The sequence below is a fragment of the Actinomycetes bacterium genome (assembly GCA_035489715.1).
Lineage (GTDB): Bacteria > Actinomycetota > Actinomycetes > JACCUZ01 > JACCUZ01 > DATHAP01.
Window position 1 is genome coordinate 16424 of record DATHAP010000061.1, and the last position, 25936, is coordinate 42359.

The window sequence follows — 25936 nt, forward strand, 5'->3', positions numbered from 1 at the left end:
GGTGCGAGCGTGCGAGCAAGTGCGTGGGGAGACTTCATGCGTCCACCTTCTCCTTCGTGCTGGTGACTCCGGTGCCCGTGTGGAAGCCGCTCCCCGTGAAGGACCCGAGCTCGTAGGCCGACTCGGCGTGCGTCCGCAGGTCGACGCCGCTCACCTCGGACTCCGCGTCCAGGCGGAAGCCGATCGTCTTCTCGATGACCTTCCCGATCAGGTAGGCCAGGACGAACGAGTACGCGAGCACCGCACCGGCGGCGACGGCCTGCCGCCACAGCTGGTCGACCCCGCCGCCGTAGAGCAGCCCGTCCACGCCGGCCGGCGCGGCCGAGGTGGCCAGGAGGCCGATCAGCAGGGTGCCGACGATGCCACCGACCAGGTGGACGCCCACGACGTCCAGCGAGTCGTCGTACCCGAGCTTGAACTTGAGGCTGACCGCGAGCGCGCAGAGCACGCCCGCGATGGCGCCGACCAGGATCGCGCCGACCGGGTTGACCGCCGAGCACGCGGGGGTGATGGCGACCAGGCCGGCGACGACACCGGAGGCCGCGCCCAGCGACGTCGCGTGCCCGTCCCGGATCTTCTCCGTCGCGCACCAGGCCAGCGACGCGGCCGCGGTGGCGACCAGGGTGTTGATCCAGGCGACGGCGGCGACGTCGCCGGCACCGAGCGCGGATCCGGCGTTGAAGCCGAACCAGCCGAACCACAGCAGCCCGGCGCCGATCATCACCAGCGTCAGGTTGTGCGGCCGCTGGGCCTCCTTGCCGAAGCCGATGCGCTTGCCGAGCACCAGGGCGAGCGCCAGCCCGGCGGCGCCGGCGTTGATGTGCACCGCGGTGCCGCCGGCGAAGTCGATCGCCTTGAGGTCGTTGGCGATCCAGCCGCCGACCTCGGCGGTGTAGCCGTCGAACGAGAAGACCCAGTGCGCGACCGGGAAGTAGACGAGGGTCGCCCAGACGCCGGCGAAGACCATCCACGACCCGAACTTGGCGCGGTCGGCGATGGCGCCGCTGATCAGGGCCACGGTGATGATGGCGAACACGGCCTGGAAGCCCACGAAGGCCAGCGGCGGGATGCCGGCCGCCTCGCCCTCGACGCCACCCAGCGGGGCGGCGGAGAGCAGGCCCTCGAGACCGACGAAGTCGAGGTTGCCGATCAGTCCGCCCACGACGTCGTCGCCGAACGCGAGCGAGTAGCCGTAGAGCGTCCACAGCACGGTGATGAGCCCCAACGCGCCGAAGCTCATCATCATCATGTTGAGGACGCTCTTGGCGCGGACCATGCCGCCGTAGAACAGGGCGAGGCCCGGCGTCATCAGCAGCACGAGCGCGGCGCTCGTGAGGACCCAGGCGGTGTCGCCTGAACTCGGTGTCACGGATTGCCTCCTGGAAGGGACGGGGAAACCTGTCCCAGAGGCTGGGGCGGCGCGGTTTCGTCGGGTCGCCGCCCGGGTTTCCGGCGTGTGACGTTTCCGCCCGCTGCGTTACACCCAGGTAACACTCGCCGCAGCGGTCCGGATCACGAGACCAGCTCGTCGCCGATCCGGACCACCGCGGCCACCATGGCGTCGACGTCGTCGTCGGTGCTGCGCGGGTTGATGAAGCACGGCCGGACCACCACCCGGCCGCGCACCAGGGTGGGGCTGGGGACGTACGGCGTCTCGAGGTGCAGCCGCCGGACCAGGGCCCGGTTGAGGGTGTCGAGGGCCGCGTCGTCGAGCCCCGCGTGCACGTAGCGGAACGAGCAGATCGAGAGCACCGGCTCGCTGCAGAGCTCCAGCGACGGGTGTGCCCGGACCTGCGCGGCGACCCGGCGGGCCTGGTCGTCGTTGCGCACCACCCGGTCCCGCATGCCCTCCACGCCGATCTCCTGCAGGGCCGCCCACACCACCATCCCGCGGGACGGGGCGGACAGGTCGACGCTCCAGTCGTGGTAGGGCAGGCCCATGGCCGCCCACGGGGACTCGACGTCGGTGACCGGGTCGAAGGCGCCCTCGATGTAGTCGCTCGGCTCGCCGGTGAACGCCCGGCCGAGCACCGCGCTGTCGCGGACGAACGTCGCCCCGACCCCGGTGGGAACAGTCAGCCACTTGTGCGCGTCGACGACCCACGAGTGCGCGCGCTCGACGCCCGCGTAGCGGTCAGCCAGCCGCGGGTCGAGCCGGCCGAAGAGCCCGTAGGCGCCGTCGACGTGCAGCCAGGCGCCGTGCTGCTCCGCGAGGTCGGCCAGGGCCGCGACGTCGTCGATCGCGCCGGTGTTGGTCGTGCCCGCGACGGCGACGACGGCCACGGGCACGACGCCGGCGGCCACGTCGGCCTCGACAGCGGCCCGCAGCGCGGCCACGTCGACCTGGTCCTGGTCGTCGACCGGCACCAGCGTCACGGCCGACCTGCCGAGCCCGAGCAGGCCGGCCGACTTGAGCATGCAGTGGTGCATCTCGGCGCTGCCGTAGATGCGGCCGGCCGGCAGCCCGGCCATGCCGTCGCGCGCCGGGTCGTGCCCCACCCGCTCGTAGGCGTGCTGGCGGGCCGCGCCGAGCGCGAGCAGGTTGGCCACCGAGCCGCTGCTGGAGTAGACGCCCTGCACGCCGGCGGGCAGCCCGCAGGTCTCGGCGAGCCAGCGCAGCGAGACCTCCTCGAGCAGGTTGCCGGTGTGGCCGAGGTAGCGCTGCGTCCCGGCGAACGTGGTCGCCAGCCGGGCCACCGCGGGCACCACGGTGGACCCGGTGGTGATCCAGCCCCAGAAGCCGGGCGAGGTCATCCGCATCGCGTCCGGCAGCACCGTGTCGGCCAGCGTCCGCAGGGTGGCCTCGGCGCCGGCCCCGCGCTGCGGCACCGGCTGGTCCAGCGCGGCCCGCCACGCGGCGCCCGCGCCGGCAGCGGTGCCGGTCGCCGGCGCGGCCAGGTGCGCCTCCAGGGCAGGGACGACGAGGGCCAGCGCTTCTGCCAGGCCGTCGGTGCGCGCGGCGTCGGTGCTGTCGGTCGTAGGTCCGGAGGTCGCTGTGGTCACGCGTGCAGCGTGCCAGCGCGGGCCGACAGCGGCCAGACCTGTCCCGCTCCGGGGTTCGGGGGGCTGCGCCGGAGGGTCAGTCGGCGAGCAGCGCGTCGACGAACACCTCGGGCTCGAACGGCGCCAGGTCGTCGGCGCCCTCGCCGAGCCCGACCAGCTTGACCGGGACGCCGAGCTCGCGCTGGACGGCGACGACGATGCCGCCCTTGGCGGTCCCGTCGAGCTTGGTCAGCACGATGCCGGTCACGTCGACCGCCTCGGAGAACACCCGGGCCTGCACGAGCCCGTTCTGCCCGGTCGTCGCGTCGAGCACCAGCAGGACCTCGTCGACCGGGCCCTGCTTCTCGACCACCCGCTTGACCTTGCCGAGCTCGTCCATCAGCCCGACCTTGTTCTGCAGCCGCCCCGCGGTGTCGACCAGCACGACGTCGTAGCCGCCGTCGGCCCCCTGCCGGACCGCGTCGAAGGCGACGCTGGCCGGGTCACCGCCCTCGGGTCCCCGGACGACCGGCGCGCCGACCCGCTCCCCCCAGGTCTGCAGCTGGTCGGCGGCCGCGGCCCGGAAGGTGTCGGCCGCCCCGAGCAGCACGCTGCGGCCGTCGGCGACCAGCACCCGGGCCAGCTTGCCGACCGACGTGGTCTTGCCGGTCCCGTTGACCCCGACGACCAGGACGACCGCCGGCCGCCCGTCGGCACCCCCGGTGTGCAGCGTCCGGTCGAGCTCCGGGCCGACCAGGGTCACCAGCTCCTCGCGGAGCAGCGCACGGGCGTCGCCGCCGGGCGTGTGCCGGGCGCGCAGCCGCTCGACCAGCTCCTGGGTCGGGCCGACTCCGACGTCGGCGGTCAGGAGGGTGTCCTCGACCTCCTCCCAGGTCGCCTCGTCGAGGGTGTCGCGGGAGAGCAGGCCGAGCAGGCCGCGGCCCATCGAGCGCTGGCCGGCCAGCCGGGAGCGCAGCCGGGTGAGCCGGCCGGCGACCGGCTCCGGCCGCTCGAGGTCCGCCTCGGGCGCTTCGGGCGCCTCGGGGGCGAGGACCTTGACGTCGCCGCTGGGGACGTCGACCCGCTCGACGGAGGGTTCGGTGAGCGGCGGCAGCGTGGCCTTGCGCGGGCGACGGCGCAGCAGGGCCGTGGTGCCGAACGCCAGCACGACCACCGCGAGCACGGCGATGACGACGACGAGGGTGAGGGTGTCCATCGCGGACAAGTCTCTCAGCCTCGGAGGACGCCGCGTGACGTCCCCTCGGCCGGGCCAGCGCAGGCAGAGCCGCGTCGAAGGTGGGACCGTCCCTGCGCTAGGTCCCGCAGAGCGCTCCGGCAGGGTTGTCCCTGTCGCAGACGTTCCGCGCCCAGGTGTTGCCGTTGGTCGTGAACGCCAGGTCGCTCAGGTCGTAAGCGGTCGCCGTGCTGAACCAGCCGTTGCCATCGGCGACGTTGTCCGTGACGACGTTCCCGGTAGCGCCGGCTGCCGCGCGGATGCCGTCGAGCCGGTTCGTCAGCGCCATGTTCGCGACGACGGCGTTGCCTGTGTTGCCCTGCCTCAGGACGATGCCCTCGACGTTGTTCTCGACGACGTTGTGGGACACGACACCGTGCTTGAGACCCCCGTCCGCAAGACCGATGCCCGCCCCCGGGTTTCCGAAGGATCCCCGGATCGAGTTCTCACTCACCACGGAACCGACGTTCGACTCAGCCGGAACGCCGAGATTGCGGAACGAGGCGATCGCGATGCCGACGAGGTTGCTGCTGGTGATGCGGTTGCCGGTGATGAGCAGGTCAGTGTTGCCCCCGAAGATCCTCATCCCCCTCTGTGCCCCGTCCACGACGTTGCCCGCGATCACGGTCCCCACGGTGCTGTCCGCCATGTAGGGGTTCCGGTCGCCCCTGGACGCGTTGCCACGGAGCTCGACGCCCTCGGCGCCGGACGTCAGCTCGAAGGTGTACTCGAGGTGAAGGTAGGTGTCGTTGGCGTCGATGACGGCGTCGACGAGTGGTGCGAATTCGTTGGCGACGCCCCAGCTGTTGGCACGAAGGCAGTTGTGGTCGAACCTGGCGGGTCCGCTGCTGCGGAGATGGACACCGATCCGGTTGCCGGTGATGAGGTTGCGGTGGAGCCGGAGGTCCGAGTACACGGACGACGTGTTGATGGCCGCCGCAGGTCGGACGGTCGACCCCGACGTGCCGGTCGCCCCACGGAGGACCAGTCCCTCCACCTCAACCCCATCGTGCTCGATCGTCAGGAGCGCATCCGACGGCATGCCGTCGACCGCCTGGACAACCGGATGCCGCGCGGGGTCGACAGGCAATTCGGGAGCGAAGCAGTCCCAGGGCCCCGACTCCGTGGACTCGCCTTCGATGTCGAGCCGCTTGTCGACGAGGACTCCCTCCGGGTAGAGCCCGGCACAGACCTTGACCTTGTCGCCGTCGCTGGAGTCGGCGATGGCGCTCCGGATGGTCGTGTACCCGGCCTCCGGGCACTGCGCCCGGTCGTCGTCGACGAGCCGGGTCACCCGGTCGACGGACGCCGGCGCTGCAGACGCGTGCGCCCAGCCGGTGGCCGTCCCGGCCGTGATAACCACCGCCACGGCAGCGACCAGCGCCGCTGGCCTTCGCCAGCCGGCGCGCTGCCGAAGACCGTTGACGCGTCGTTCGCCCACGACGTCCCCCATGGCGGTCGCACCGCACGCCCGATCACTCTTCGTCCCCGACGGGATCCCTCTACCGTGTGCGACGGCCCGGCTTCGGTATAGGTCGTCCGACGGGCAGGTGCAACCAACGCGAGGCAAAGACAGCAGGGGTGCCGCTGACGGTCTCCCTGCGGTGGGCGGACGAGGTCAGCGGCGGCCGGTGCCGGTGAGCACCCGGGCGCCGCGGCGCAGCCGCTGCTCGACACGCTCGAACCGGGCCGACATGGCGCGCGACTTCTCGGGCGTGCTCAGGACGCCCAGCGGCGGGGCCTCGCCGGGGTCGACCCGGTCGGCGACGGAGGCCACCGCGTCGGTGAGCCGCTCGGTGTGCGGCACCGGTGACCGCCGTCCCCGGTAGGGGTAGGCGACGAAGCCGACGACGAGCAGGGCGACCACGCCGAGCAGCACGTGTGCGGCGAGGAGCTCAGTCATTGCGCAGCGCCTTCCCGGGACGGATCTGGCCAAAACGTCCACCCCAGCGTACGCAGCGTCGCGCTGAGCGCCCGCACCACGACGACCCGCCCGCGTGTCGGGAGCGCTCGCCGCCGCCGGCCGGGCCGGTAGGGGACGGTCAGGCCGGCTGCGCCTCCCGCATCCGCTGACCGATCACGGTGGTGATGCCGTCGCCCCGCATCGACACGCCGTACAGCGCGTCGGCGACCTCCATCGTGCGCTTCTGGTGGGTGATGACGATCAGCTGGCTGGCCTCGCGCAGCTCCTCCATGATCGCGATCAGCCGGCCCAGGTTGACGTCGTCCAGGGCGGCCTCGACCTCGTCCATGACGTAGAACGGGCTCGGCCTGGCCCGGAAGATCGCGACGAGCAGCGCCACCGCGGTCAGCGACCGCTCGCCGCCCGAGAGCAGCGAGAGCCGCTTGACCTTCTTGCCCGGCGGCCGGGCCTCGACCTCGATGCCGGTGGTGAGCATGTCGGACGGGTCGGTCAGCACCAGCCGGCCCTCGCCGCCAGGGAACAGCCGGGCGAAGACGCCCTCGAACTCGCGCGCCGTGTCCTGGAACGCAGCGGTGAAGACCTGCTCCACCCGCTCGTCGACCTCGCGGACGATGTCGAGCAGGTCGCGCCGGGTCGCCTTGAGGTCCTCGAGCTGCTCGGCGAGGAACTGGTGCCGCTCCTCGAGCGCGGCGAACTCCTCCAGCGCCAGGGGGTTGACCCGGCCGAGGAGCGCCAGGCTGCGCTCGGCGCCGCGCAGCCGCTTCTCCTGCTCCGCGCGCACGTAGGGCACTGGGTCGGGCTCCACCTCGCGGACCTCGTCCGGGGCCGGCGGCGAGGGCGGCACCAGCTGGTGCGGGCCGTACTCCTCGACCAGCGTCCCTGGCTCGACGCCGTGGTCCTCCAGCGCCTTCTGCTGCAGCGACTCGATGCGCAGCCGCTGCTCGGCCCGGGCCACCTCGTCGCGGTGGACGCTGTCGGTCAGGCGGTCCTGCTCGGCACTCAGCTCGCGCAGCCGGCCGCGCAGTGCGGCCAGCTCCGCGTCGCGCTCGGCCCGGGCCCGCTCGGCCGCCTCGCGGGCGGCAGCGGCCCGGGCCAGGGAGTGCTCGAGGTGGGCCAGGGCCGCCTGCGCGGCGAGCGCCACGTCCTGCGCGACGGCCGCCTCGCGGGCCCGCCGCTCGCGGCGCGCGGCGGCGCGGGCGCGGGACTCCCGCTCGTGGGCGGCGGCCCGGACGAGGGAGTCGGCGCGCCCGGCGAGGGCGCGCGCCCGTTCCTCGCCGGTACGGACCGCCAGCCGGACCTCCATCTCGGACTGCCGACCCGCGCGAGCCCGCTCCTCGAGTCCGTCGCGCAGGGTGGTGTCGGGCTCCGCCTCGTCCGGCTCCGGCGACTCCTCGGCGACCCGCAGCCGCTCGGCGAGCTCCGCGAAAGAGCCGGTGTCGGCCTCGATCGCCGCCTGGGCGCCCGCGATGGAGCGCTCCAGGCGGTCGGCCTCGCCGCGCGCGGCCCGCGCCTGCGCGCCGAGCTGGCCGAGCTGCTCCGCGACGGCGGACATCCGGGCGTCGGACTCGTGCAGCCGGTCCAGGGCGCCGTGGACGTCCCGGTTGGCCCCCGCCTGCTCCTCGGTCAGACCGTGGATGGCGAAGCGCACCCGGTCCAGCCGGTGCCCCGCCTCGCCGAGCCGGGTCTCCGCCTCGTCGACGGCGGCTTGCACCTCGAGCCGGCTGGGAGTGCCGTGCGATCCGCCGGCGGCGTGGTGGCGGGCCAGCAGGTCGCCGTCGCGGGTCACGGCCGACAGGTGAGGAGCGGCGGCGACGACCGCCCGGCCGGCGGCCAGGTCGTCGACGACGACGACGTCGGCGAGCAGCCGGGTCAGTGCGGGGCGCAGAGCGGCCGGGGCGGTCACCAGCTCGAGGGCCCGCCGGGCACCGGCCGGCAGAGGGCGGTCCCCCGTTGCTGCTGCCGCACGCGGGTCGTGGAGGTCTTGGGTGGCGGGGGCGGCCGGGTCGCCGGAGCCGACGAGCAGCAACGCGCGCCCGGCGTCGTCGTCCTTGAGCAGGCGGATCGCGGCCTCGGCCGCGGCCAGGTCGGCGACGGCGACGGCGTCGGCGGCCGAGCCCAGGGCCGCCGCCACGGCGGTCTCGGCGCCGGGCGTGACCGTCAGCAGCGCCGACACCGACCCGATGACGCCGGTCAGCCGGTCGGAGGCGGCGAGCAGCGCGCCTGACGCGTCCTTGCGGGCCAGCCCCATCTCGAGCGCGTCCTTGCGCGCGACCAGCGCCGCCCGCTCGCGCTCGGCCGCGCGCTCCTCCTCCCGCAGCTCGGCCAGCCGGTCCTCGGCCGCCGCGAGCCGCAGCGCGGCCTCCTCGTGGGCCGAGTCCAGGTCCTCCTCGCCGGCGTCCAGGCCGGCCACCTGGGTCTCCAGCGCGGTGAACTCGGACTGCGCCCGCGCGGCCCGCTCCCGGGCCTCGTCCACCGCCGGGGTCAGCCGGCCCAGCTCGGCCTCGCCCGCCTCGACCCGGCTGCGCGCCGCGGCGACCTGGCCGGCCAGGCGGGCCAGCCCCTCGCGGCGGTCGGCAGCCGCGCGCGCGGCTGCCGCGACCCGCCGCTGCTCGACGGTCAGGGCCTGCTCGGCCGTCTGCCGGACGGTCACGGCGTCGGCCAGGCGGGCCCGGTCGCGCTCGACGGCCTCCTGGATCTCCTGCTCCTCGGCTCGCACCTGCTCCGCCTGGCGCTCCAGCTCGTCGGGGTCCCGGGTCAGCGGCCCGGCCGCCGGGGCCTCGTCCGGCTCGCCCGCGAGGTGACGGACCCGTTCGGCCGCCAGCGACCCGGTGCCGCGGAACCGCTCGCGCAGGGACGACAGGCGGTACCAGGTGTCCTGCGCCCGGGCCAGCGTCGGCGCCTCGGCCGCGGCGACCGTCTCGAGCTCGGCCTCGCGGGCGCCCGCCTCCGCGAGCTGCCCTTCGACCTCGGCCCGCCGCGCGCGCAGCGCCGTCTCGTCGGCCACCTCGGCCTCGAGGGTCGCCGTGAGCTGGACCAGGTCGTCGGCAAGGAGTCGGAGCCGGGCGTCGCGCACGTCGGATTGGATGACGGCCGCCCGCCGCGCCACCTCGGCCTGCCGGCCCAGCGGCTTGAGCTGGCGGCGCAGCTCGACGGTGAGGTCCTGGACGCGGGTCAGGTTGGCCTGCATGGCGTCCAGCTTGCGCAGCGCCTTCTCCTTGCGCTTGCGGTGCTTGAGGACGCCGGCCGCCTCCTCGATGAAGCCGCGGCGCTCGTCCGGGCCGGCCGAGAGGACGGCGTCGAGCTGGCCCTGACCGACGATCACGTGCATTTCGCGGCCGATGCCCGAGTCGGACAGCAGCTCCTGCACGTCGAGCAGCCGGCACGGCTGGCCGTTGATCGCGTACTCCGAGCCGCCGTTGCGGAACATGATCCGCGAGATGGTGACCTCGGCGTAGTCGATGGGCAGCGCGCCGTCGGTGTTGTCGATGGTCAGGCTGACCTCGGCGCGGCCCAATGGAGCCCGGCCGGCGGCGCCGCCCGGCCCCGCGCTGCCGGCGCTGCCGGCGAAGATGACGTCCTCCATCTTGCCGCCGCGCAGCGACTTGGCGCCCTGCTCGCCCATGACCCAGGCCAGGGCGTCGACCACGTTGGACTTGCCGGAGCCGTTGGGCCCGACGACACAGGTGATGCCCGGCTCGAAGTGGAAGGTGGTGGCCGACGCGAAGGACTTGAAGCCCTTGAGGGTCAGGCTCTTCAGGTGCACGCGGAAGATCTCCTCACGTCCGGGCACCGGGGGAGGTGTGCGGTGCCGCTCGGACGTACGTTCGGCGGGGAAGGCCGGGGCCGAGCCTACCGGCCGGGCCCGCCGGCTCCGGCCATTGCCGCCTCGCCGCGCCGGTCCCGGACGTGCGAGACGGGACGCCCCGGGGGCGTCCCGTCCAGTCCCTCGCGGGCCGGCCCCTGCCGGGGCTCAGGCCAGTGCGGGCTCCTTGGCCACCTCGAGCGAGATGAGGTGGGCCTCGGCGTGCGAGGCGACCAGGGCGTCGTTCTCGGCACGCAGCCTGATGTTGTCCGCCTCGAGGCTGCGGACCCGCTCCTGCAGGCGACGCAGCTCCATCACCGTCCGGGGGTCCGGACCACCGACGTGACCGATGAGGGCTTTCGCCATGCGTGATCCTCCACCTGCTGCTCGACCCCGCTGTGGCGGGTCTGGCCTCTAGTTGTCAGGTCCCACGTGGCCGGGCGCGCAGGGGGTCGGCGGCACCGGTCGTCACGACGTGAACGTGGGGTTTCCAGGGTCGCACCCGCGGCGCAGAGGGTCAATAGGTCACGGCTTGATCACATCGGGGGTTGCGCCGAACGGGTGGCCCGAACCACCCGAACCGGCCCAACCTCACCCGCAGCCGCAGACCACCCCGGCCCCCGGCGGCACCGCCGGCGCCCGCGCCGACCGCACGAGGGCCGGCCGGCCCGGGGCCCACGCGCGCACCACGCCGTCCGACCCCCGCTCCTCGCGAACGACGAGGTACGCCGTCCCGTCCAGGTCGTCGACCAGCCCGGCGGCCGGGTCCACACCAGCGCTGCCCCGCACCAGCAGGGTCGCGGCGCCCCCGGCCACCACCCGGGCCAGCGCCGGGCGGGTGCCCGCTCCGTCGACCACCAGCAGGTTGGACACCGAGCCGCCGGCCAGCGCGATGCCGGTGAAGGCCCGGCCGGGCGGCGCGGCCACCTCGCGGCCCAGCACGTCGTCACGGGTCACCGTCACGACCAGCACCTCCTGCCCCGGGCAGCCGTCCCTCGAGCAGCCGGCCGAAGGTGCGAGGACCGAGTCCGGCCCGAGGGCCAGCACGCGGGGCACCGTGGCGATCGGGCGGACCTCCGGCTGGGTGCCCAGCTCCACCGGGCGGGACGGAGCGGCGAGCACGAGGTCGACCGGGTCGGTCGCCGTGGCCGCGTCGCCCGTGGACGTCCCCGGCGCGGCCATCAGCAGCGAGCGGGCCGCGCCAGGAACCGACAGCAGGCCCACCGCGCGCCAGCCGGGTCCGGACGGCTGGCCGGGGAACGGCGCCGGGTCGCGCACCGCGCCCGTGGCGGCGTCCACCTCGACCACCCGCCCGTCGCCGCGCTCGACCAGGGCGCCGCCCAGCCGACCGGAGCCGGCCACGACGCGGCGGGCCCGGCCGAGCGGGGTCGGCGTGTCCTCCGGGTCGGACGGGTCGATGCTGAACAGCGTCCGTCCCGCCACCCCGACGAGCACCGACCCGCCGGTCGAGCTGAGCACCGGCACCAGCGACGCGCTGGCGGCCAGGCGGCCGGGCAGCTCCGGGCCCTCCGACCAGTCGTCGCCCGCCTCGACCAGGAGCCGGCCCTCCGAGCGGAGCACCAGCAGCCCGCCGGCCGACCGCAGGGGCTCGGGCTCACCCGGGCCGCCGGGGGCCGACAGCAGCCCGCTGCGCAGCGCGAGCAGCGCGACCAGACCGGCGGCGACGACGGCGGCCAGACGCCATACCCGGCCCCGGCGCGGGGGACGCTCCCCGGTCCCCTCGTCGTCACCGCCGGGCACCGTGCCCAGGACGTCGGGCCGGTCCTCGGGCCGGTGGCCGGGCCGGTCGCCGGTGCTCACCCGTGCGCGTCCGGCGGGCGGCGCTGGCAGCGCGGGCAGCGGAAGGAGGACCGGTTCATGAAGTGCTCCCGCACGACGAGCGCCCCGCAGCGCCGGCAGGGCAGCCCGGTCCGGCCGTAGACCGCCAGCTCACGGTCGAAGTACCCGCTCTCCCCGTTGACGTTCACATAGAGCGAGTCGAACGACGTACCGCCCTGGTCGAGCGCCTCGACCATCACCTCGCGCGTCGCGGCGAGGACCTCGGCGCTGCGGGCACGGGTCATGGTCGACGTGGGCCGGGCCCAGTGCAGGCGGGCCCGCCACAGCGCCTCGTCGGCGTAGATGTTGCCGATGCCGCTGACCAGCGTCTGGTCGAGCAGGGCGCGCTTGAGGCCGGTCCGGCGGCGTCGCAGGGCCCCGGCGAATGCCGCGTCGTCGAACTCGGGGTCGAGCGGGTCGCGCGCGATGTGCGCCACCGGCAGCGGCAGCCCGGCCGGGTCGGTGTCGACGAGCGCCAGCCCGCCGAACGTCCGCTGGTCGACGAAGCGCAGCTCGGGCCCGCCGTCGGTGAACGACAGGCGCACCCGCAGGTGCACCTCGTCGGGTGAGCCGGGCGGCCGGACCAGGAGCTGCCCGCTCATGCCGAGGTGGGCCAGCACCGCCTCCCCCGCGTCGCTCCCGTCGATGCCACCGCTGCCGCCGCTGCCAGGGACCGCCTCGAGCGGCAGCCAGAGGTACTTGCCCCGTCGCTGCGCGCCGGCCAGCGTGCGGCCGGTGAGGCGGGCCGCGAAGTCCGCGGAGCCGGCGGCGTGGCGGCGGACGGCGCGCGGGTGGCCCACCGCGACGGCCGCGACGGTGCGCCCGGCCGCCCAGCGGTCCAGTCCGCGCCGGACCACCTCGACCTCGGGCAGCTCGGGCAGCGCGAGCCCCCTACGCGCTGGTGCCGTCGGTGCCGCCGGTCCCACCAGTGTTGCCGGCACCGTCCTCGGGCAGCTCGGCCCGCAGTCGCCGCCAGGCGGTCGCCGCGGCCTCCTGCTCGGCCTCCTTCTTGCTGCGCCCCCGGCCCTGGCCGTAGTCCTCGCCGGCCACCCGCGCTACGGCCGTGAACAGCTTCTGGTGGTCCGGACCGGTCTCCGTGACGACGTACTCCGGGACGCCCATCGAGGCGCTCGCCGTGAGCTCCTGCAGGCTGGTCTTCCAGTCCAGGCCGGCGCCCAGCGTCGCGGCCTGCTCGATCAGCGGGTCGAACAGCCGGTGCACCAGTGCCGCGGCCTCGGTCAGCCCGCGGCCGATGTACACCGCGCCGAGCACCGCCTCGAGGGTGTCGGCGAGGATCGAGGTCTTGTCGCGGCCGCCGGTCGTCTCCTCGCCGCGGCCGAGCCGGACGTAGTCGCCGAGGCGCAGCTCACGGCCGACCTCGGCCAGCGCACGCATGTTGACCACGGCGGCGCGCAGCTTGGCCAGCTGCCCCTCGGGGAGCTCGGGGTGGCTGCGGAAGAGCGTGTCGGTGACGACGAGGCCGAGCACCGAGTCGCCGAGGAACTCCAGGCGCTCGTTGGTCGGCAGGTTGCCGTTCTCGTAGGCGTACGACCGGTGGGTCAGCGCCCGCTCGAGCAGGGTGGGCTCGACCGTGACGTCGAGGGCCGCGGACAGGTCGGCGTGCCAGTCCGGACCGGCTGCCTCGACCTGCGCGCTCACGCCTCGCCCCCCGCCCGGCTGCTCAGACGTCCAGGACGTCGCGGTCGTTGTACGTGCCGCAGGTGGGGCAGGCGACGTGGGCGAGCTTGGGCTCGCGGCAGCGCTTGCACGGCGCGAGGGGAGCGGCGGTGGTCTTCCACTGCGCCCGTCGCGACCGGGTGTTGGCGCGCGACATCTTCCGCTTCGGGACGGCCACGGGGGTCTCCTTGTCCGGGGTGGTGCCTGTCAGGTGGTCCGGGTCTGTGCGGTCGTGCAGGTGGTGCGGGTCGTGCGGGTCGTGCGGGTCAGCTGTCGTCCGTACGGCCCGGCAGCTGCCTCAGGGCGGCCCACCGGGGGTCGAGCGTCTCGTGCCGGTGCCCCGGGTCGTCCGCCAGGCGTGCCCCGCACTCGGAGCACAGTCCCGGGCAGTCGTCCCGGCACAGCGGCTGCAGCGGCAGCGCGAGCACCACCGCGTCCCGCAGCACCGGCTCGAGGTCGAGCAGGTCGCCGTCGAGCCGCGGCAGCGCGTCGGTCTCCTCCGCCTCCTCGCCGGCAGGTGCCGGGCGGCCGGCGTCGCGGCCCTGGTGGGTCCAGAGCTCCTGCACGTCGACCTCGAGGTGGCGGCTGACCGGGTCGAGGCAGCGCACGCACTCCCCCGTCACGGTCCCGCTGACCGTGCCGGAGACGAGGACGCCTTCGACCACGGACTCGAGCCTGAGGTCCAGCTCGAGCGCCGACCCCTCCGGGACGCCGAGGACGTCGACCCCGAGGTGTGCGGGTGCCGGAACAGATCGGGAGACCCGTCGCATCGACCCGGGTCGCCGGCCGAGCTCGCGGGTGTCGAGCACGTAGGGCGACCGTGGGTCGAGGTGGGCGCTTCTCCTGGTCTCTTCGGGCATGCTCACGTCACGGGATCGGGGCGTCTCAGGCCCCGGGCGGGACCGGCACAGGCTACCCGACGGCTCCGGCCGGTCCCAAAACGTCGCAGGTCGGCACCCCGACGAGCACAGGTCAGCGCAGGTCCGGGTCCTCGCCGAGGGGGTGGCCCTGCTCGGCCGGCGCGTCCGACCAGGTGTCGGCGGGAGCCCGCCCGCTGACCTTCTCCCGGCCACGGCGCACCGCACCGATGGTCTTCTCGAGGACGACCTCGAAGTTGGCCAGCTTGGTGTCGACGTAGTCGTCGACCTCGCGGCGCAGGGTCTCGGCCTCCTGCACCGCGTCGGAGCGGATCCGCTGGGCCTGGCGGCGGGCCTCGCTGACCACCTCGGTCTCGGAGGTCAGCGCGAGCCGCTCCTCCTCGGCCCGGTTGATCAGCCGCTGCGCCTCCCGACGGCCCTCGTCGACGACGCTCTCCCGGTCGGCCAGCAGCATCTGCGCGTGCCGGAACTCCTCGGGGAGCAGCGCCCGGATCTCCTCGATCAGGCCCAGCACCTCACCCCGGTTGACCACGCAGGACGCCGACATCGGCATCGAGCGGGCCTGCTCCACGATCGCGGTGAGCTCGGCGAGCTTCTCGTGCACGTCCACAGGCGCAGTCTCCCAGCAGGTCCGGGTCGAGGTGGGACGGGTCGGCCCAGCGGGCCGGCGGGTGGTCACCAGCGTCGGGTCACCGGGACAGCCGCTCCCGGAGCCGGCGCAGCACCGGCTCGGGGACCAGTCCGCTGACGTCCCCTCCCCAGGTCGCCACCTCCTTCACCAGGCTGGAGGACAGGAAGGAGTACTCCGGGTTGGTCGCGACGAAGAGCGTCTCGAGGCCGGTGAGCCGGTTGTTCATCTGCGACATCTGCAGCTCGTAGTCGAAGTCGCTGACCGCGCGCAGGCCCTTGACGACGACCGGGATGTCCCGCTCGCGGCAGTAGTCGACGAGCAGTCCCTGGAACGAGTCGACGGTGACGTTGCCGAGCTCCTCGGTCACCTCACGGAGCATCGCGATCCGCTCGTCGACCTCGAAGAGGCCGCGCTTGGACACGTTGACCAGCACCCCGACCGTCACCTCGTCGTAGAGGCGGCTGGCCCGCTCGATCACGTCGAGGTGGCCGTTCGTCACCGGGTCGAAGGACCCGGGGCAGACGCAGCGCCGCACGGTCACTCCCCAGGGCTGTCCGACAGGGCGGCGCGACCGTACCAAAGCGTCGCCTCGCCGTACCTGCGGGAACGCAGCCCGTCGAAGCCCTCCGGCCAGGCCCAGGTGCCGCCCCTCGTCGCCCGCTCGACCACCACCAGCCCACCCGGCGCGACCCAGCCGTGCGCCAACGCGTCGCGCAGCACGCGCTGCAGGTCCGCGTCGGCCACCTCGTAGGGCGGGTCCAGGAACATGACGTCGTACGTCGCCGCGCCGGACGGTCCGGGGCCTCCGCCGACGACGCGCTCGACCCGGCCGGACCGGACCTCGGCACCGGGCAGCCCCACGGTCTCCACGTTGGCCCGCAGGACCCGGACCGCCACCGGGTCGGACTCGACCAGGAGCACGGCGGCAGCCCCACGGCTGAGCGCCTCGAGCCCGACCGCGCCGGTGCCGGCGTAGAGGTCGGCGACCCGGCGGCCGGCGAACGACCCGAGCTGTGCCTCAAGCGCGGAGAACAGCGCCTCGCGGGCCCGGTCGGCAGTCGGCCGGGTGTCCCGGCCGGGTGGCGCGGCGAGCCGGCGCCCCCGTGCTGCCCCGGAGATGATCCTCGGCACTGCGACCTCCAGCTCGGGCCGGACCACCGCGGTTCGGCCCGAGCCGGGGCGGCGTCAGCGGGAGATGGTGATCTCCCGGCTGTCCGAGATCGTGCCGCAGAAGCTGAAGCCGCAGGTGAACGCCTCCGCCGTCGCGACCGCGGTGCCCTTCTTGAACACGCGGTCACCGGCCGTCACGGTGACGGTCGTCGACTGCGGACCGCCGGTGCACGGTGCGGTGCGCGAGCCGTAGGCGTACGTCGTGCCGCTGCCCGACCGCTGCACGACCTCCACCGAGATCTCGATCTCCTGGTCACCGGCGGCGCACTGGTAGGTGACCGGGACCGACACGCCGGCGCCTCGCGCCAGCAGGTCGGCGGAGGACTGCAGCTGGATGCCGGCCCCCTGCGGCGGCGAGTCCTCGGCGACGGCGGCCCCCACCGGCACGAGTGCGGCCATCGCACCACCCACCAGGAGAGCCAGCGCGGCGGGATGCCGGGTACGGATGCGGTTCATGGAGTTCCCCCTCACGGGTCGGTCGCCGGCCGCCAGGTCACCGCGACCAGGGCCACGGCGGTGAGCGGCACGACAGGGACGTGCCAGACGAAGTCGAGACCGCCGTGGACGGCGGCCGCGACGAGCGCTGCCAGCACGCCGGCCGGCAGCAGGTCGGGCGAAGGCTCGCGCGACCCGACTGCGGCGGCACGCACCAGCAGCGCGACCAGGAGCAGCAGGAGCAGCAGGGCGAGGACGCCCAGCTCGAGAAGGATCTGGACGTACTCGTCGTGCACGAAGCGGATGACGCTGAACGGCACCCCGGCCGGGCCGAGATCGAGCCACCCGGCGCCCGGGCCGGTGCCCCACCAGGGCTGGTCGGCGACGGTGCGCAGGGCGGCGACGTGGGCACCCCAGCGGACCGAGCCACCCGCGGCGAGGCGCTGGCCCAGCACCGTGGAGCCCTGCACCGCGACGGCCGCCGTCACCGCCGCACCGGCCACGGCGGCGACCAGGGCCAGGGCCATGGGGGCACGCCGCGGGGCCAGCCAGGCGGCGAGCGCCATCCCGGCCGGCAGGCCGAGCAGCGCCGGCCAGCGCCCGGCCGGGGCGTCCAGGGGGACCGAGCCGAGCAGACCGGCCACGCCGACCAGCGCCCCGAGGGCCGGCGCGAGCGCGCCCTGGAGCAGGGACCGCCACCCGGCGCAGGCCGCGAGCACCACCGCTCCGACCGCCAGGGACACGGCGCCGGCGCGGCTGAGGGTCGCGACGTGCCCGACGAGCAGGAGGGCGCACAGCGCTGCCGGCCAGCGGTCGGCCGGCCGGGACAGGCGCAGGGCCAGCGCCGGCAGGCACAGGAGAGTGAGCAGCGCCGCCGCCGCGTTCGGGTAGGTGAGCCAGCTGCCCGCCCGCCACATGCCGTCCTGGGTGACGGCCAGCCGGTCGAGGTGGAGGACGACGCCGGCCCAGCCGGCCGCCGCCGTGACCGCCCCCAGACCGAGCAGGCCGCGGACCGTCACCCGGCGCGCGTCGGCCGGCAGGCGACGGCCGACGACGAGCAGCAGCACGACGGCGGCCATCAGGGCAGCGGCCGCGACGCCCGACGTGCGGTCGGCCGACAGGCCGCCGCGCAGGAGTGCCCAGCCACAGAGGAGCCCGGCCACGACCGCGGCCCGGCCGGTCCAGCGCGCCGAGGGCGAGGGGGCGGGCCGGTCGCGGACGACCAGCAGGGCGGCGACCGGCAGGGCCACGAGCAGCGGGAGCCGGCCCGCCGGGTGGTAGCCACCCTGCGCGAGCGCGGCCGCGGCCAGACCGGCGACGACCAGCTGGGCCGCCAGGATCCCGCGACCCTTGCGGTCGGGCCGGTGGCCGCGCGCGACCGGTCCCCCCGGCTCCTCGGTCCCCCGCCCGCGAACTGCAGGGCGGGGTGCCGCCGGCTGCTGCACCCGTGCCGTCATGCGCGTCCCCCTGCATCCCCACCGCCCCCCGGCGGCGACCTGTGCCAAGGACTCCGGCCGGTCGTGCCGGGTTCGGTCGCGGGGCCAGGTCCTGTCAGGTCTTGTCGAGGTAGTCCGCGCGCTGCTCGGCCAGGGCCCGGTCCACCGCGCCGCGCAGGCCGGGGTGCCCGCGCAGCTCCGGGTCACTGCCGACCAGCTCGGCGGCGTCGTCGCGCGCGTCCACGATGAGGTCCTCGTCGCGCAGCACGCGCAGCAGCCGCAGGCTCGACCGGCGCCCGGACTGCGACGCACCGAGCACGTCGCCCTCGCGGCGGGCCTCGAGGTCGAGGCGGGACAGCTGGAAGCCGTCGAGGGTTGCGGCGACGGCCTCCAGGCGCTCGCGAGCCGGGCTGCCGGCCTCGCTGTCGCTGACCAGGAGGCACAGCCCGGGAGCGGTGCCACGACCGACCCGGCCGCGGAGCTGGTGCAGCTGCGAGACACCGAAGCGGTCGGCGTCGAGCACGACCATCCCGGTCGCGTTGGCGACGTCGACGCCGACCTCGACGACGGTCGTGGAGACGAGCACGTCGTCCTCCCCGGCGGCGAAGCGCCGCATCACCTCGTCCTTGGCCTCGGACGGCAGCCGGCCGTGCATGACCTCGACCCGCAGCCCGGCAAGCGGGCCCTCGGCGAGCATCGGCGCGACGTCGAGCACCGCGACGCCGGGCCGCACCACGCGCTCGGGCTCACCGTCACCGTCGCCACCGGCCGGCGCGTCCACCGGTGCGTCGTCGGGGTCGCCGTCGTCGGTGCCGGCCGAGCGACCGTCGTCCGTACCCCCGATGCGCGGGCACACCACGTAGACCTGGTGGCCCGCGGAGACCTCCTCGCGCACCCGCTCCCACGCCCGGTCGAGGAAGTGCGGCTTCTCCGCCGTCGGCACGACGTGGGTCGCGATCGGCGAGCGGCCGGCCGGCAGCTCGGTCAGCGTCGACACGTCGAGGTCGCCGAACACCGTCATCGCCACGGTCCGCGGGATCGGCGTCGCGGTCATGACCAGGACGTGCGGCGACACCTTGGCCTTGCTGCGCAGGGCGTCGCGCTGCTCCACGCCGAAGCGGTGCTGCTCGTCGACGACGACCAGCCCGAGGTCGTGGAACTCGACGGCGTCCTGGATCAGGGCGTGCGTCCCGACGACGATGCCGGCGTCGCCGCTGACGACGTCGAGCAGCGCGGTCCGGCGGGCCTGGGTCGCCTGCGACCCGGTCAGCAGAGCGACCCGGGTGCCGATGTCGGAGCCGCCGAGCAGTCCTCGCTCGGCGAGCGGGCCGAGCATGGCGCTGATCGAGCGGTGGTGCTGCTGGGCCAGCACCTCGGTGGGTGCCAGCAGGGCGGCCTGGCCGCCACCATCCACCACCGCGAGCATCGCCCGGAGGGCGACCACGGTCTTGCCGGACCCGACCTCGCCCTGCAGCAGCCGGTGCATCGGGTGCTCCTGCGCCAGGTCGCCGGCCACCGCAGCGGCCACCTCCTGCTGGCCCGCGGTGAGCGTGAACGGCAGCCGCTCGTCGAAGGCCTCGAGCAGCCCTCCCCCGGCGGTGCGGCGCGGGGTGGCGGGCAGCGCGGCGGCCTCGGCGCGGCGCAGCGCGAGCACCGTCTGCAGGACGAACGCCTCGTCGTAGCGAAGCCGGCGGACCGCGCGACGTACGTCGTCGCGGGTGTCGGGACGGTGCACGAGCCGCAACGCGTCCTCGAGTGAGAGCAGGCCACGCCGGAGCCGCACCTCCGGGGGCACCGGGTCGAGGAGGCTCCCCCTGTCCGGCAGCACGACGTCTAGAGCGACGGCGACCGCCTTGCGAAGCCGCCACGACGGCAGCTTGGCGGTGGCCGGGTAGACCGGGATCAGGCCGCCGGCGAAGTCCTCCGCGTCCTCGCCGAGGGCGACCTCGGGATTGGTCAGCGTCACCTCGCCGCGGAACACCTCGACCTTGCCGGCGAAGAAGACCTCTTGGCCGGCGGCCAGCAGCTTCTGCCGCCACACCTGGTTGAAGAACGTGACGGTGACCCGCGAGCGGCCGTCGGTGATGACGACGTCGAGCTTGTGCAGCTTGGGACGCAGCTGCCGCCCGCTGACCGATGCGATCGTGGCCTGCACGGTCACCATCTCGCCCGGGACGAGGCGGCTCAGGTCGGTGAGCTCGCCCCGCTCGTAGTAGCGGCGCGGGTAGTGGCGCAGCAGGTCCTCGACGGTGGCAACCCCGAGCGCGTCGAGCTGCTTGGCCGTCTTGTCGCCGACGACGGTCTTCGCCGGGGCGGAGAGCGACACCACCGGGTCACTCCACCCCGATGAGCAGCGGGTAGCGCGACTGCCCGCCCTCGTAGACGACGGTGTCGACCTCCGGACGGGCCGACCGCACCCGGCGGGCCACCGCGTCGGCCAGGTCGGCGTCGGCGTCGGCGCCCCGCACCAGGGTCACGAGCTCGCCGCCAGAGCCCAGCATCCGGCCGACCACGGTGCCCGCGACCTCGACCAGGTCGTCGCCGATGACGGCGAAGTCGCCGTCGACGATGCCCAGCACGTCGCCGGGCTTGCAGACCCCGCCCGTCGTCACCGCGGCGCGCGCGGCCACGGTCACGCCGCCGTGCCGGCAGTGCCCGGCCGCCGCGGTCATCGCGACGACGTCGTCCTCGAAGCGCCGGGACTCGTCGTGCACCGCGAGCGCGGCGATCGCCTGCACGCTGGCGCGGGTGGGAATAACGGCGACCCGCAGACCCTCGTCGCGTGCCTTGGCCGCGGCGGCCTCGGCCACGGCGAGGCTGTCGGCGTCGTTGGGCAGCACCACCAGGTCGCGCGCCTTGGCCTGCCGCAGCCCGGTGAGCAGCTCGGCGGTGGACGCCCGGCGCCCCGGGCCGCCGACCACGACCGTCGCGCCGGCCGCCTCGAAGAGCGCCGCCAGCCCGTCGCCGGCGACCACGGACACCACGCCGCGGCTGGCCGGGTGCAGCCCGGCGACCGACGCCCGTGCCGCGTCCCGGAAGTGGGTCACCCGGATCCGGTGCGGACGCCCCGCCTCGACACCGGCCTCGACCGCGGCGCCCACGTCGTCGACGTGGACGTGGACGTTCCAGGTCGGCTCCGCCCCGACCACGAGGAGCGAGTCGCCCAGCGGCTCGAGTGCGGCGCGCAGCGCCCGGATCGCGTCGGCCGGTGCGTCGAGGAGGTACATCACCTCGTAGGTGGGGCCGTGCGCATCCGGGTCCTCCACGTCCAGCCCGCTGCGCGGCCGGGCCGCCTCCACCTCGTGCGCCGGCACCGTCGTGTCCACGACCGCCGGCACGGCGCCGGTCACGGCGGTCGCCAGCGCGTCGAGCACCACGCAGACCCCGCGGCCGCCGGCGTCGACGACCCCGGCCCGGGCGAGGACGTCGAGCTGCTCGGGGGTGCGGCGCAGGGCCTCCCGTGCCCCGTCGGCGGCGGCGGTGACGATGCGCCCGAGGTCGGCGGCGGGTTCGGCGGCGGCCGCGGCCCGCTCGGCCTCCTCGGCCGCCACCCGCGCGACCGTGAGCATCGTGCCCTCGACCGGCCTGGCCACGGCGTCGTACGCCGCGCGGGCGCCGACGGCCAGGGCCGCCGCCAGCTCGGCCGGCCCGACCTCCGAGGCCTGGCCGACACCGTCGGCCAGGCCGCGCAGCAGCTGGGACAGGATGACGCCGGAGTTGCCGCGAGCTCCCATCAGCGCGCCCTGGGCCAGCGCACCGAGCACCGCCGCCGGCCCGGGCACGCCGTCCGGGCGGTCCGGGTCGCGCGGCCGCTCTGCGTCGCCCGGACGGTCCGCGTCGTCCGGGGCGGCCAGGGCGTCGACCGCCGCCACGAAGGTCAGGTGCAGGTTGGTGCCGGTGTCACCGTCGGGCACCGGGTAGACGTTGAGCTCGTCGATCTCGGCCCGCGCCTCTCCGAGGGCGTCGCGGGCGTAGGTGGCCCAGCGGGCGAGCGCCTTGGCGTCCAGGCTGGCCAGCGAGCTCACGGGTGGACCCTAGTCGCGGCGGCCGACGCCATCGTCGCGCCTGCTCGGTTGGCGCGCCGCGGCGCGCGTCGGCTACGCTGCTGCGGTTGCCCGGCCGGCGTCCTCCGACGCATCGGTCCACTCGGACGCCGCGGGCCGTCATGTCCGCCCCACCTTCCTTGGAGTTCCCCGTGGCTGCCACCTGCGACGTCTGCGGCAAGGGTCCGGGCTTCGGTCACAACATCTCGCACTCGCACCGGCGCACCAAGCGCCGCTGGAACCCCAACATCCAGACCGTGCGCGCGATGGTCGGTCGGACGCCCAAGCGCCTGAACGTCTGCACCTCCTGCCTCAAGGCGGGCAAGGTCACCCGCTGACCTCCCGCCCCCTCCGACCGGCCGGCTCTCCCGTGGGAGGCCGGCCGTCGTCGTTCCCGGGTCGCGGCGTCGGAGGCGTCGCAGGCGCCGGAGGCGTCGCGGGCTAGAAGCTCGTCCAGCCCCGGGGGCCGGGCCAGGGGGCCCCATCGACGAGGACGTCGTCCCCACGGCCGACCCGGCCCACGACGCTCCAGGCCATCGGCAGGTCCACGTCGGGCGGGAAGGTCGCGGCCAGCGCGTGGTCCTCCCCACCGCCGAGCAGCCAGTGCATCGGGTCGGCGTTGAGGGCCCGTGCGGTGTCGGTCAGCTCCTGCGGCACGTGGAACGCGTCGCTGCTCAGCTCGATGCCCACGCCGCTTGCGCGCGCGACGTGACCCAGGTCCGCGACCAGGCCGTCGCTGACGTCGATCATCGCCGTCGCGCCGAGCGCCGCGGCCCGGGGTCCCTCGCCGTACGGCGGCGCCGGTCGCCGGTGCGCGTCGACCAGCACGCGGGGCGAGCGGAAGCCGCGGGACAGGACGGCCAGCCCGGCGGCGGCCCAGCCCAGCCGGCCGGTCACCGCCACCAGGTCCCCGGCCCGGGCGCCCGAGCGGGTCACCGGCTCGCGGCCCTCGAGCGACCCGAGTGCGGTGACCGAGACCACCATCCGGTCGCTGCGGACCACGTCGCCACCGGCCACCACAGCATCGACGCCGGCCGCCTCCGCGGCGACCCCGTCGACCAGCCCCAGGACCCACTCGACCTCGGTCTCGGGCGGGATGCCCAGCCCGACGAGCAGGGCGGTGGGCGCCGCGCCCATCGCGGCGACGTCGGCCAGGTTGGCCCCGGCCGCCCGGGCGCCCACGTCGGCTGCCGTCGACCAGTCGGTGCGGAAGTGGCGGCCCTCGACGAGCACGTCGGTCGTCGCGACCACCCGCCCGTCCGCGGTGGCGACCACGGCCGCGTCGTCGCCCGAGCCGAGCAGCAGCGCGGGCCCGGCCGCCGCCGCCCCGAGGCGCTGCCGGACCGCGTCGATCAGGGCGAACTCGCCGAGATCGGCCACCGTCGCGTCCCGGCCGCTCGGTGTGACCACTCGTCCGCCTCTCGTCCGATCCGATAGGTTCGCTCGCGTTCGAAGCACGTCCCGATCAGTCGACTGGCTCAGGACCTGCCCGGAGGACTGTACGAGCCGCCAGACTCTACGGAAGGGCCCGACGATGGTTGTCCAGGCGTACATCCTGATCCAGACCGAGGTCGGCAAGGCCGCAGCCGTGGCGCGGGAGATCGCCGAGGTCAAGGGCGTCACGCTCGCCGAGGACGTGACCGGCCCCTATGACGTGATCGTGCGCGCCGAGGCCCGCAACGTCGACGAGCTCGGCAAGCTGGTGGTCGCCAAGGTGCAAGGCGTCGACGGCATCACCCGCACGCTGACCTGCCCGGTCGTCCACCTCTGAGCGGACCCGGTCCGGGTCGGCTGGCCCCCGCCGCAGCGGCCGCCGTCCTGCTGCTCGGCGCCTGCGCGTCGCTGCCGCCGGTCGGCGTCGCGGTCCCGACCGCCGGATCGCGCGGCTGCGCCCGGCTGGCCGACGCGCTGCCCGACGAGCTCGACGGCCGGGAGCGCCGTGACGCGGAGCCCGAGTCGCCGCGCACGGCAGCGTGGGGCGACCCCGCGCTCGTCCTGCGCTGCGGGGTCGCCCGGCCGCCCGGCCTTACCGGCTCGGAGGTGGTCGTCGTCGACGGCGTGGGCTGGGTGCTCGCCGAGCGCCCCTCGGCGTACGTCTTCACGACCTCCGACCTGGCGACGTACGTCCAGGTCCGGGTGCCGGGCTCGACGCCCCGCACCGCGGCCACCGCGCCGCTCGTCGACCTGGCCGCTCCGGTGCAGCGCTCGCTGCCCCTCCGGTAGCCGGCGTTCAGCGCAGCAGGCCGGGGTGCCGGGCCAGGGCGGTCTCGACCAGCCGGTCGACGAGAGCCGGGTAGTCGAGCCCGCTCGCCCGCCACATCAGCGGGAACATCGACACCGGGGTGAAGCCGGGCATCGTGTTGACCTCGTTGACGACCAGGCCGGTCGGGGTCAGGAAGAAGTCGACGCGGGCCAGGCCCTCGCAGGCCAGTGCCTCGAACGCGCGGACCGCGAGGTCCTGCACCTGCCGTACGACATCGTCTGGCAGGTCGGCGGGGACCACCAGGTCGGTGCCCTCGTCCGGGAGGTACTTGGCCGCGAAGTCGTAGAACTCGTGCCCTCCGCCGACCACGATCTCGCCGGGGACGCTGGCCTCGGGCGCGGCACCGTCGCGACCCTCCAGCACCCCGCACTCGATCTCGCGCCCCTCCACGCCGGCCTCGACGACGACTCGCCGGTCGTGCCGGCGGGCCTCCTCGATCGCGTCGTCGAGCTCCCCGGGGCCGTGCACCTTGGTGATGCCCACGCTGGAGCCGGCCCGGGCCGGCTTGACGAAGACCGGGAAGCCGAGCGAGGCGACGCTCTCGCGGACCGCTGCCTTGTCGGAGTCCCAGGCCCGGGCGCTGACCACGGCGTACGGCCCGACGGGCAGGCCGGCGCCCTGGAGCAGCGTCTTCATGTGGCCCTTGTCCATCGCGGCTGCCGAGGCGAACACCCCCGACCCGACGTAGGGCACCCCGGCCAGCTCGAGCAGACCCTGCAGGGTGCCGTCCTCGCCGTAGGGCCCGTGCAGCAGGGGAAGCACGACGTCGACCTCGCCCAGCTCCTGGGGCACCGAGCCCGGCTCCTGCACGACCAGGCCGCGGTGCGTCGGGTCGCCTGCCAGGACCACCGCGGCGCCGCTCTCCTCGACCCCAGGCAGCTCGCCGCCGGTGATCGCCAGCTTCTCCGGCTCGTCGGCCGCGAGCACCCAGCGGCCCGCGCGGGAGATGCCGACCGGCACCACGTCGTAGCGGTCGCGGTCGATGGCCGCGAGGACGCTGCCGGCCGAGACGCAGCTGACGCCGTGCTCGGTGCTGCGGCCGCCGAACACCACAGCCACCCGCGGCTTGCGGCGGCCCGTCTGCTCGCCGCAGCGGTCGTCGGAGGTGTCGTCGGAGGACTGCGTGCTCTGGTCGCTCATCGCGCCCCAACGTACCGATCGGCCCGCGGGGCGCTGCCGGGCAGGGATACTCGCTGCCATGCCCCACGAGAGCGAGTCGTCGCTTGCCCCCGCCACGGTCGCGGTCTCGGCGGGCCGGCCGCCGCGTACGCCCGACGGCCCCCTGAACCCGCCGCTGGTGATGGCGTCGACGTACCACGCCGGGGGCGAGGTGGGCTACGGCCGCTACGGCAACCCGACCTGGGAGATGCTCGAGTCGGCGGTCGGCGCGCTCGAGGGCGGGGTGGCGACGTCCTTCGCGTCGGGGCTCGCAGCGGTGGCGGCGGTGCTCGACCTGGTGCCGTCGGGCGGGCTCGTGGTCGCGCCACCGGACGCCTACTACGGCAGCCTCGAGATCGTGTCGCGGCTCGAGTCGCAGGGTCGGATCCGGGTGCGACGCACCGACCTGACGGACACGGCGCGGCTGGCGGAGGCGGTCGACGGCGCAGACCTGGTGTGGGCGG

At 75.2% G+C, this 25936-nt stretch carries 25 protein-coding genes; 4 read left to right on the forward strand and 21 right to left on the reverse strand.

Translation table 11 applies throughout. The features are described 5' to 3' along the window. Positions 1–34: 34 nt before the first annotated feature. The 19 genes from VK640_05295 to VK640_05385 form a co-directional block, all read right to left on the reverse strand. Positions 35–1309 (reverse strand): ammonium transporter, encoded by a 1275-nt coding sequence (locus VK640_05295; GenBank protein ID HTE72600.1) that lies wholly within the window; start codon positions 1307–1309, stop codon positions 35–37. 203 nt (positions 1310–1512) lie between these two features. After that, entirely contained in the window at positions 1513–3003 is a 1491-nt protein-coding gene (locus VK640_05300; protein ID HTE72601.1) for an aminotransferase class V-fold PLP-dependent enzyme, read from the reverse strand. A gap of 76 nt (positions 3004–3079) precedes the next feature. Beyond that, positions 3080–4198, reverse strand: a complete 1119-nt coding sequence (ftsY, locus tag VK640_05305) for a signal recognition particle-docking protein FtsY (protein ID HTE72602.1) — start codon at positions 4196–4198, stop codon at positions 3080–3082. Positions 4199–4295: 97 nt separating this feature from the next. Beyond that, on the reverse strand, positions 4296–5669 hold the full coding sequence (locus tag VK640_05310) for a right-handed parallel beta-helix repeat-containing protein (protein HTE72603.1): 1374 nt from the start codon (positions 5667–5669) through the stop codon (positions 4296–4298). Positions 5670–5834: 165 nt separating this feature from the next. Beyond that, positions 5835–6119: a hypothetical protein gene (locus VK640_05315; protein HTE72604.1), complete on the reverse strand. Its 285-nt coding sequence runs from the start codon at positions 6117–6119 to the stop codon at positions 5835–5837. A gap of 139 nt (positions 6120–6258) precedes the next feature. Further along, on the reverse strand, positions 6259–9903 hold the full coding sequence (smc, locus tag VK640_05320; protein ID HTE72605.1) for a chromosome segregation protein SMC: 3645 nt from the start codon (positions 9901–9903) through the stop codon (positions 6259–6261). Between the two features lie 207 nt (positions 9904–10110). Then, positions 10111–10308: a hypothetical protein gene (locus VK640_05325; protein ID HTE72606.1), complete on the reverse strand. Its 198-nt coding sequence runs from the start codon at positions 10306–10308 to the stop codon at positions 10111–10113. Positions 10309–10533: 225 nt separating this feature from the next. Further along, entirely contained in the window at positions 10534–11763 is a 1230-nt protein-coding gene (locus VK640_05330) for a hypothetical protein (GenBank protein ID HTE72607.1), read from the reverse strand. Next, complete coding sequence (gene mutM / locus VK640_05335; GenBank protein ID HTE72608.1) at positions 11760–12662, reverse strand: bifunctional DNA-formamidopyrimidine glycosylase/DNA-(apurinic or apyrimidinic site) lyase; 903 nt, start codon at positions 12660–12662, stop codon at positions 11760–11762. The genes VK640_05330 and mutM overlap by 4 nt, the downstream gene beginning before the upstream one ends. Before the next feature lie 10 nt (positions 12663–12672). Continuing rightward, positions 12673–13395, reverse strand: coding sequence for a ribonuclease III (gene rnc, locus VK640_05340; GenBank protein HTE72609.1), 723 nt, complete (start codon positions 13393–13395; stop codon positions 12673–12675). A 67-nt stretch (positions 13396–13462) separates the two neighbouring features. Next, entirely contained in the window at positions 13463–13636 is a 174-nt protein-coding gene (gene rpmF / locus VK640_05345) for a 50S ribosomal protein L32 (protein ID HTE72610.1), read from the reverse strand. A gap of 88 nt (positions 13637–13724) precedes the next feature. Further along, positions 13725–14318, reverse strand: coding sequence for a YceD family protein (locus tag VK640_05350; GenBank protein HTE72611.1), 594 nt, complete (start codon positions 14316–14318; stop codon positions 13725–13727). Between the two features lie 112 nt (positions 14319–14430). Then, a complete protein-coding gene (locus tag VK640_05355) occupies positions 14431–14946 on the reverse strand; it encodes a hypothetical protein (GenBank protein HTE72612.1) in 516 nt (171 codons plus the stop codon). 79 nt (positions 14947–15025) lie between these two features. Next, a complete protein-coding gene (gene coaD, locus VK640_05360; protein ID HTE72613.1) occupies positions 15026–15502 on the reverse strand; it encodes a pantetheine-phosphate adenylyltransferase in 477 nt (158 codons plus the stop codon). A gap of 2 nt (positions 15503–15504) precedes the next feature. Further along, on the reverse strand, positions 15505–16098 hold the full coding sequence (rsmD, locus tag VK640_05365) for a 16S rRNA (guanine(966)-N(2))-methyltransferase RsmD (GenBank protein HTE72614.1): 594 nt from the start codon (positions 16096–16098) through the stop codon (positions 15505–15507). A gap of 54 nt (positions 16099–16152) precedes the next feature. Continuing rightward, on the reverse strand, positions 16153–16593 hold the full coding sequence (locus tag VK640_05370; protein ID HTE72615.1) for a hypothetical protein: 441 nt from the start codon (positions 16591–16593) through the stop codon (positions 16153–16155). 11 nt (positions 16594–16604) lie between these two features. Next, a complete protein-coding gene (locus VK640_05375; protein ID HTE72616.1) occupies positions 16605–18029 on the reverse strand; it encodes a hypothetical protein in 1425 nt (474 codons plus the stop codon). A gap of 94 nt (positions 18030–18123) precedes the next feature. After that, positions 18124–20337, reverse strand: coding sequence for an ATP-dependent DNA helicase RecG (locus VK640_05380; protein HTE72617.1), 2214 nt, complete (start codon positions 20335–20337; stop codon positions 18124–18126). A gap of 4 nt (positions 20338–20341) precedes the next feature. Beyond that, positions 20342–22033: a DAK2 domain-containing protein gene (locus VK640_05385; GenBank protein ID HTE72618.1), complete on the reverse strand. Its 1692-nt coding sequence runs from the start codon at positions 22031–22033 to the stop codon at positions 20342–20344. A 170-nt stretch (positions 22034–22203) separates the two neighbouring features. Between VK640_05385 and rpmB the strand changes: the two genes are divergently transcribed. Then, entirely contained in the window at positions 22204–22389 is a 186-nt protein-coding gene (gene rpmB / locus VK640_05390) for a 50S ribosomal protein L28 (protein ID HTE72619.1), read from the forward strand. 103 nt (positions 22390–22492) lie between these two features. Here rpmB and VK640_05395 read toward each other — a convergent pair whose 3' ends face one another. After that, positions 22493–23461, reverse strand: coding sequence for a thiamine-phosphate kinase (locus tag VK640_05395; protein HTE72620.1), 969 nt, complete (start codon positions 23459–23461; stop codon positions 22493–22495). Between the two features lie 124 nt (positions 23462–23585). On the opposite strand from VK640_05395, the gene VK640_05400 reads away from it, so the two are divergent. Together VK640_05400 and VK640_05405 are read left to right on the forward strand one after the other, a co-directional pair. Then, complete coding sequence (locus VK640_05400; GenBank protein ID HTE72621.1) at positions 23586–23822, forward strand: Lrp/AsnC ligand binding domain-containing protein; 237 nt, start codon at positions 23586–23588, stop codon at positions 23820–23822. 71 nt (positions 23823–23893) lie between these two features. Next, positions 23894–24274, forward strand: coding sequence for a DUF3515 family protein (locus VK640_05405; protein HTE72622.1), 381 nt, complete (start codon positions 23894–23896; stop codon positions 24272–24274). A gap of 7 nt (positions 24275–24281) precedes the next feature. Here VK640_05405 and VK640_05410 read toward each other — a convergent pair whose 3' ends face one another. Then, positions 24282–25454, reverse strand: coding sequence for a D-alanine--D-alanine ligase family protein (locus VK640_05410; protein ID HTE72623.1), 1173 nt, complete (start codon positions 25452–25454; stop codon positions 24282–24284). Between the two features lie 58 nt (positions 25455–25512). Between VK640_05410 and VK640_05415 the strand changes: the two genes are divergently transcribed. Continuing rightward, a partial coding sequence (locus tag VK640_05415) for a PLP-dependent transferase (GenBank protein HTE72624.1) occupies positions 25513–25936 on the forward strand: 424 nt, incomplete at its 3' end.

Bases quoted from the DNA above. Each gene is read 5' to 3' on its own strand.
- VK640_05375 (HTE72616.1), bottom strand. From the start codon at position 18,029: ATGACGGCACGGGTGCAGCAGCCGGCGGCACCCCGCCCTGCAGTTCGC.
- ftsY (HTE72602.1), bottom strand. From the start codon at position 4,198: ATGGACACCCTCACCCTCGTCGTCGTCATCGCCGTGCTCGCGGTGGTC.
- VK640_05370 (HTE72615.1), bottom strand. From the start codon at position 16,593: ATGAACCGCATCCGTACCCGGCATCCCGCCGCGCTGGCTCTCCTGGTG.
- VK640_05295 (HTE72600.1), bottom strand. From the start codon at position 1,309: ATGACGCCGGGCCTCGCCCTGTTCTACGGCGGCATGGTCCGCGCCAAG.
- VK640_05400 (HTE72621.1), top strand. From the start codon at position 23,586: ATGGTTGTCCAGGCGTACATCCTGATCCAGACCGAGGTCGGCAAGGCC.
- VK640_05310 (HTE72603.1), bottom strand. From the start codon at position 5,669: ATGGGGGACGTCGTGGGCGAACGACGCGTCAACGGTCTTCGGCAGCGC.
- VK640_05350 (HTE72611.1), bottom strand. From the start codon at position 14,318: ATGCCCGAAGAGACCAGGAGAAGCGCCCACCTCGACCCACGGTCGCCC.
- VK640_05410 (HTE72623.1), bottom strand. From the start codon at position 25,454: ATGAGCGACCAGAGCACGCAGTCCTCCGACGACACCTCCGACGACCGC.
- VK640_05325 (HTE72606.1), bottom strand. From the start codon at position 10,308: ATGGCGAAAGCCCTCATCGGTCACGTCGGTGGTCCGGACCCCCGGACG.
- VK640_05315 (HTE72604.1), bottom strand. From the start codon at position 6,119: ATGACTGAGCTCCTCGCCGCACACGTGCTGCTCGGCGTGGTCGCCCTG.